Below are 1,457 nucleotides of genomic sequence, written 5' to 3'. Positions count from 1 at the left end.
AGAAACGCTTGCGACCGGATTAAAAAAGACCGGGTCTTAACCGTAATCCGCCTGACCTATGAATTCTTAAAACAATTGGGGATCGAGAATCCCCGGATCGGGATTGCCGGTCTGAACCCCCACTCCGGAGAAGGCGGCCTTTTTGGGGATGAAGAAATTAAAGAGATTACCCCAGCCATTGAAGAAGCAAAGAAAAAAGGATGGGCGGTCGATGGCCCGGTGCCTCCGGATACAATTTTCACCAAGATGAGGGGCAAGCAGTATGATGCCGTCGTGGCCATGTACCACGATCAGGGGCATATTGCCGTGAAGCTCGTAGGCTTCTCCATGAAGCCCGGGGGTAAGGAATGGGATAAAATGAGCGGGGTGAATGTAACAGTGGGTTTGCCCATCATCCGCACTTCCGTAGACCACGGAGTAGCTTTCGGGAAAGCCGGCGAAGGGCGGGCCAATCCTCAGTCGATGGTTGATGCTATCAAATTGGCCATCCAGCTGGCGAAACAAAAGGCCTTAAATAATTCTTGTCATATTTTTCGGAAAATGCTTAAATAGTGGCCGTACAGCAGAGCGGCAAAACTTTTGCGCCACTCAAATTGTATTGTTTTCTCTTTCTTCTCTTGAAAAATACTGTTTTCTGAGGGACATATCTTTTTCCAATCTGCGTTTCACTATTGGGGGGTTCTCCAATAGATTAAAAAATGGAGGTGAAAGGGTATGGAAGACAAAAAGCTTTTACAAGGCCAAGATGAAGGGCTCAGCCGCCGGGATTTTATTAAGACCGGCCTGGCTGGGGCCGCGGCGGTGGGCCTTGCCGGGATGCCCTTGGATGCCCTGGCCCAGAAAGCCAAAGCAGCTGCACCGGCTACCCTCGAGTTCAAGCCCGAAAAAGGAGCTGTCCTCCGGGTACTGCGTTGGTCCGTCTTTGTCAAGAGCGACCAGGAACTCTGGGATAAGAACACCAAAAAGTGGGAGGAAATGACCGGCAACAAAGTCATTACCGAATACATCTCCTGGGAGGATGTTCGAACCAAGGCGGCCATGTCCGCTTCAGTGGGTGCTGGGCACGATATCGTCCTGGGTTGGCATGACGATCCCCATCTCTATCCGGATAAATTGGTAGATGTGACCGACATGGCCACTTACCTTGACAAGAAGTATGGGGGGTGGGAGCCGGTGTGTTTCCAGTATGGGGTCAACCAGAAGACGAAACGCTGGATTGCCCTGCCCGTAGGGGCACCAACGCTTTGTGCTAATTATCGAGTCAGCTGGATGAAAGAAGCGGGGTTTGATAAATTCCCGGATAAGATCCCTGAATTCCTCAAACTCTGTAAAGCCTTGAAAGCCAAAGGCCATCCCACTGGATTCGCCCTTGGACATGCCGTGGGCGATGGGAACAACAACTGGCATTGGTGGCTTTGGTCATTCGGTGGAAAAGTCGTGGAAAATGACGGCGTGAC

Annotated in this window: 2 protein-coding genes; both read left to right on the top strand. The window is 51.2% G+C overall.

Translation table 11 applies throughout. The annotated features are described in order from the left end of the window. The coding region (locus tag Q7V48_14890; GenBank protein ID MDO9212013.1) for a 4-hydroxythreonine-4-phosphate dehydrogenase PdxA at positions 1–552 on the top strand (552 nt) is incomplete at its 5' end. A gap of 162 nt (positions 553–714) precedes the next feature. Beyond that, the coding region (locus Q7V48_14885) for an extracellular solute-binding protein (protein MDO9212012.1) at positions 715–1,457 on the top strand (743 nt) is incomplete at its 3' end.

The organism is Deltaproteobacteria bacterium, assembly GCA_030654105.1.
Taxonomy (GTDB): domain Bacteria; phylum Desulfobacterota; class SM23-61; order SM23-61; family SM23-61; genus JAHJQK01.
Note: the sequence above shows the minus strand (reverse complement) of the source record. Positions and strands in the feature narration are given on the sequence as shown.